Source organism: Sphingobacterium sp. IITKGP-BTPF85, assembly GCF_001006065.1.
Taxonomy (GTDB): domain Bacteria; phylum Bacteroidota; class Bacteroidia; order Sphingobacteriales; family Sphingobacteriaceae; genus Sphingobacterium; species Sphingobacterium anhuiense.
On the sequence record NZ_ASZT02000226.1, the window covers coordinates 1 to 4,685 of the forward strand.

Below are 4,685 nucleotides of genomic sequence, written 5' to 3' on the forward strand. Positions count from 1 at the left end.
TTGAAGCCCTTTCTATTTTATCTTATCCGATCAACTATTTTTTAGAGATCCAACTTAAGTTCATTACAGTCTTTAAAGTCATCGGCAATATTGATATATGTGTTCTCTCTCTTAGATTCAAACCAGGTATTCAATTTGCGGTTTACTTTATCTTGACGTGCAGCTTCTTTGATTTTTACAAAATCCTCATCTAAGTTTGCTTTATGAGGAGCAATACGTGATTTTAAATAATTGAATCGTAGACCAATTTCACCTGTACGATCTGTAAATTGTGCCGGTTTAGAATATTCTCCAGGTTTTAATGGATCTATAGCTTGAAATACAGAAGCTTCTAATTTATCTACAGGTATTAATGTTGAACGGCTTTCCCCTTCTTGGTTAAGGACCATTCCCCCATTGAATTTAGATTCTTCACTGTCAGAGTTAGTTGTTGCTGCATGATAAAAATCCAATTTCCCTGTTGTCACTAAGTTGTAGATGCTATCCATCTTTGCTTGGGTACGCTCAATACTAGCAGCTGTTGGTTTAAATTTAATCAAAATATGCCTAACATGCACCTCTTCTCCACGTCTTTCTAATACTTGTAAAAAGTGGAAGCCATACTTTGTTTCAAAAACAGGAGAAACATCACCCGCTTTTAATTTAAAAGCCATTGCAGCAAATTCCTTAACCCAGTTATCACGTGTATTAAAACCTAAATCACCACCGTAAGGAGCAGATCCATCTTCAGAATATAAACGTGCAACTGTACCAAAATCAGAACCATCTGTAACCTGTTTGCGAAGTCCCTCTGCTTTTGCTTTAAACTCAGCTTTCTCTTCAACAGTTAGTTTGGGGAACATAACAATTTCACCAATTTCTACTTCTGTATTAAAATAAGGTAGACTATCGGTATTTAGTCCTTCAAAATAGCGTTTTACCTCAATAGGCGTAACGTCCACTTTTTGAACAATATTCTGACGCATTTTATTTGCTTTCAATTGCTCATATATACTAGGACGCATATCTTCTTTGTATTGCAACAGAGATCTGTTTAAGAATTTTTCTAATCTTTCTTGACCACCTGCTTGTTGAGACATATAGCGTAGTCGGCTGTTTAGGTTATCATCAACTTCAGTTTCGCCCACTTCGATGGAGTCAATTACCGCTTGTTGAGAAAGTAATTTCTGTGTTAACAACTGTTGCAGCATTTCACATTTGAAATCTGCATTTGGTTTATTACCTCCTGAAAGATATTGTGCATACTGCATATCAACATCTGATTGTAAAATAATACCAGATCCTACTGTCGCAACTACTCGATCGATTACTTGTTTTTGAGCAAATACTGTTTGTGCTGTCACAAATACCAATAATAGCAACGTATATAAGTTTTTTTTCATTAGAATAATATGTCTTTTAATGGTGATGAAGCTATCATGAGCTGGTTACTACTCGCGGTTTGTAAGCTATTGTAAGCCCATGATGGTTTCATTCGTGGAATGTAATTTAAATGCTTTTTAAAAATATAACTGTTCAAACTTAAAGTTCTGAAAGCTTGCACAAAATTATTAGAATATATTAATTATTCTTAATTTTATTTGAATATTATTTCCGAGGTCTTATCCCGTTTATATGCTTATTATGAATATTAACATATTGAACGGCTCTGGAACAGCTAAAATAAGTATTTACAAGGTAGTAAAAGTAGTTTTAACCAAATTTAACACTACATTTTCCCACAAAATTTTAATTTTGAAATCATGAAAAAAATTATACTTTTTATTTTGACCTGTTTTCCTTTTTTTGGTTGGTCGCAAAACATTTCCATGTTTGTAGGTACTTATACCTCTAATACCGAAAGTAAAGGAATCTATGCATTTGATTTTAATGTAAAAACGGGTGAAATAGCGCTAGTATCGACCACTCCATTAGTGGATCCCTCTTTTCTAGCTCGAAAGGATAATATTTTATATGCCGTTAGTGAGCAGGGAAATAATAAAGGAAGTTTAACTGCGTATTCTTATAACAAAGGTAAATTTACAATCTTAAATACAGTTCCTACAAAAGGAGATGCGCCCTGTCATGTTTCGGTGAGTCCTTATAAAAACCTGATCACAGCTTCTAATTATAGTGGTGGCTCTTTTGTACTATACGGATTAGAACCCAATGGTGTTATCGGTAATCTAAAAGATTTTGTTCAACATGAAGGTAAAGGCGTTGACAAAGCTAGACAAGAAGGCCCTCATGTACATTCTGCGTTTTTCTCAAAAAAAGGAAATGAACTTTTTGTACAAGATTTAGGTCTAGATCAAATTTCGATTTATAAATTAATTGATCCAAAATCAAAGGATGTTAAATTGGGTACAGATCCTGCGGAAGTATTCTCTTCAGCAGGTGGTGGTCCTCGACATATTGCCTTTGATAAGAAAGAAAAGCATATGTATGTCGTACTCGAAATGACAGCAGACATTGCTGTATACAAACGGGATGGACAAGATTGGTTATTTGATCAATCTGTTAATATTAATCCTGATGGGTTTACAGGGAAAAATGGTGCCGCTGATATCAAAGTATCTCCGGACGGAAAATTTCTGTATGCATCAAACAGAGGTGATGCTAATACCATTGGAATTTTCGCTATTGCTAAAGACGGAAAATTGACCAAAGTAGCAAATCAGAGTACATCTGGAAAAGGACCGCGCAATTTTAATTTTAGCCCTGACGGTAAATTCCTATTGGTAGCCAATCAAACGAGTAACGAAATTATCACTTTTAGCAGGGATGAAAAAACAGGACTTCTAAAAGAGACTGGAAAACCACTTCGTGTTCCTGCTCCAGTTTGTATTATTTTTTAGTGATATCATCTGTTGATGAAGAGTCGTCAGAATTACTTTTTAATTCATGTGTCTCTTCATCATACATACCCTCTAATTCATCTGTGATTGTCCCTTTCCACAATTTAATGCCCGTTATATAGGCAACCCTTCCAATCATATGCGCCGCAACCGGAGCTGTTAGTACTAGAAAGAACGCGATTGCGATTGTTTTTGTTGTGACGGAGACGTCAGGAAAGACAATTGCGGCACAAAGCAAAAGCAAACCAACACCTAGAGTTGCAGCTTTAACCGTAACAGAAAGGCGTAAATAAAAGTCAGGCATTCTAAGGATGCCAATGGAAGCGAAGAGAATCGCTAAGGCGCCGATGGTACTCAGCACTGCAATAATAATATCAGTCATTATAGTCTTGTTTTTCTAAATAATAGGCAAAGGCAATTGTTCCTAAAAAGGCAATTAGGGCAAGTATCATGGCCACGTCAAGAAAAATTTCTTGAGATGTCGTGATACTATAGACAGTAATAATCCCAATACCTGTGGTAATGATTAGATCTAGAGCAATAACCCTATCGGCCACATCCGGTCCTTTGAAAAGACGTATAAATGTAATTACTGTTGACAAAATTAATATGGGCAGAATCACATAATCTAAATATTCAGTTAAGCTCATCTCAAAATTTCTAAAAGTTTGCGTTCAACATTGTTTTTCAACTCTGTCATGAATTTTTGTTTATCATGTAGGTACATGACATGGATATATAAAATCTTTTTGTCTTCGCTGATATCCAGAATTAATGTTCCCGGTGTTAGTGAGATAAAGGTAGAAAGTAAGTTGATCTCAAAATCAGACTTAGCATCCATCTTGTATTTCACAATTCCAGGTTTAAAAAAATACTTAGGTGTGATCACGTCGTAAGCAACCTGTAGATTAGCTATAATCATTTGATACAAGAAGAAAAAGAGAAAGCTAATCGTTTTCGGGACACGGTAAAAATAACGCTGATCAACTTCATTTCGGTTCATGACCCATAGAATGAAGAAACCAAGTAAGAAGCCAAAAAGAAAATTCGTATAATACATTGAACCTGTTAATGCTACCCAAATAAAAGAAAGCAGCAGGTTCATTAAAAACTGTTTGATCATATTTTACTTTATTTGCCTAATACTGCTTGAATATAAGGTTTGGTGTTTAACATTTCTGATGATATGCGGTCCGCTACCTGAATGATACTTCTGCATTGAGTCCGATATATAAAGAACTAGCTGCAAGTATACAGATCGGTAAAATCAATGCGACCTTTCGAATACCTATCAGGTCTTTAAATTTGTCCTCAATTGCATCGGGGTCTTGTGGTTTTTTCCAAAATACTTCCGACCAAAATTTTGCGAGTACAAATAAAGTCATGAAGCTACCTAGTATAAGTGCTCCTGCATAAAAGTAATGTCCTGTTTGAAAGGCACCCTGCAATAAATATATTTTGGCCAATCCGGATAATGGTGGTATACCAGCCAGTGAAAACAGTACTATGGCAATCAGCAATGAAATTTTTGGATATTCAGCATACAATCCACCCAGTTTTTTCATATCCATAGATCCTCTCATTTGACGGATCAATCCGGCGATTAAGAAGATGTTCGTTTTAACCATGATATCATGAATTAAATAAAATACGGCACCGAGAATTGCAACTTGCTATAAATACCTAATCCCCCTATCATAAATCCGATATGGCATACGATGAGGTAAGAAAATAGCCGTCTTATATTGGTCTTGATCAATACACCGAATGCTCCTGTTAAAATGGTCAAAATTGCCAATATGACCAACAGATTCCGAATAAATTCATTAGGAATGAAAATTAAGGTAA

General features: G+C 35.3%; 7 protein-coding genes. 1 reads left to right on the top strand and 6 read right to left on the bottom strand.

Going from position 1 to position 4,685, the window contains the following annotated elements; translation table 11 throughout:
* Positions 1 to 41: 41 nt before the first annotated feature.
* Positions 42 to 1,382, bottom strand: a complete 1,341-nt coding sequence (locus L950_RS24150; RefSeq protein ID WP_021191302.1) for a peptidylprolyl isomerase — start codon at positions 1,380 to 1,382, stop codon at positions 42 to 44.
* Between the two features lie 360 nt (positions 1,383 to 1,742).
* Here L950_RS24150 and L950_RS24155 point away from each other — a divergent pair, with 360 nt between their 5' ends.
* Positions 1,743 to 2,837, top strand: coding sequence for a lactonase family protein (locus L950_RS24155; RefSeq protein ID WP_021191303.1), 1,095 nt, complete (start codon positions 1,743 to 1,745; stop codon positions 2,835 to 2,837).
* Here L950_RS24155 and mnhG read toward each other — a convergent pair.
* From mnhG to L950_RS36010, 5 genes are all read right to left on the bottom strand, one after another.
* A complete protein-coding gene (mnhG, locus tag L950_RS24160) occupies positions 2,827 to 3,198 on the bottom strand; it encodes a monovalent cation/H(+) antiporter subunit G (protein WP_231577845.1) in 372 nt (123 codons plus the stop codon). The genes L950_RS24155 and mnhG overlap by 11 nt on opposite strands.
* 13 nt (positions 3,199 to 3,211) lie before the next feature.
* A complete protein-coding gene (locus L950_RS24165) occupies positions 3,212 to 3,487 on the bottom strand; it encodes a cation:proton antiporter (protein WP_021191305.1) in 276 nt (91 codons plus the stop codon).
* Positions 3,484 to 3,960 (bottom strand): Na+/H+ antiporter subunit E, encoded by a 477-nt coding sequence (locus tag L950_RS24170; protein ID WP_021191306.1) that lies wholly within the window; start codon positions 3,958 to 3,960, stop codon positions 3,484 to 3,486. Before L950_RS24170 ends, L950_RS24165 begins: the two co-directional genes overlap by 4 nt.
* 73 nt (positions 3,961 to 4,033) lie before the next feature.
* On the bottom strand, positions 4,034 to 4,465 hold the full coding sequence (locus L950_RS24175; protein ID WP_021191307.1) for a proton-conducting transporter membrane subunit: 432 nt from the start codon (positions 4,463 to 4,465) through the stop codon (positions 4,034 to 4,036).
* Between the two features lie 11 nt (positions 4,466 to 4,476).
* Positions 4,477 to 4,685 (bottom strand): proton-conducting transporter membrane subunit (locus L950_RS36010; protein ID WP_262507191.1); only part of this gene is annotated, 209 nt, incomplete at its 5' end.